Genomic DNA, 499 nt, shown 5'->3' on the forward strand with positions numbered 1-499 from the left:
GCCATCCCTGCAGATGTCGGGGAGATGCCCCGTTTTATGCCGGCGAAGACGATATAGCCCGGGAGTTCAGTAAGCTGCCGCGAAGTTATACTATGCCCCGACACCAGCCTTGTTTCCCAGTAGGGTTTGTCATTACGCCGCATCCACTTTCGCTTATCGACCGATATCTTCAATTCGCTTGCTTTGGCCACAGGCTCAAGTTTTTGGCTGGCAATCATATCAACGGCGAGTGTAGCCGAATGCTGTACGAAATATTGCCTGCAGCCCAGCGTTATGATATAGTACTTGTATCTCTGGTTGTGAAAATAGCCATCATTATAAATCGCTGGTAGGATTTCTGTGTCCTGGCCGCCTTCCATCCTATAGATAGTCAGCTTATTCTCAGCCCGAACAACCTTCATTAGCTTAAGAACGCTGCTTTTGGATAAATAACATTGATAATTCGCAAGTTCACACGGAGGAGCCTGGTCTATGAGAGCGGACCTTCACACACTCTGTG

The 499-nt window shown here is 48.3% G+C and carries 1 pseudogene; it reads right to left on the bottom strand.

Going from position 1 to position 499, the window contains the following annotated elements:
• Positions 1–401, bottom strand: a pseudogene (locus AWB54_RS15045) (serine hydrolase domain-containing protein); the annotation flags it as partial.
• Between the last annotated feature and the right edge of the window lie 98 nt (positions 402–499).

The organism is Syntrophomonas wolfei subsp. methylbutyratica (genome assembly GCF_001570625.1).
Taxonomy (GTDB): Bacteria; Bacillota; Syntrophomonadia; order Syntrophomonadales; family Syntrophomonadaceae; genus Syntrophomonas; species Syntrophomonas methylbutyratica.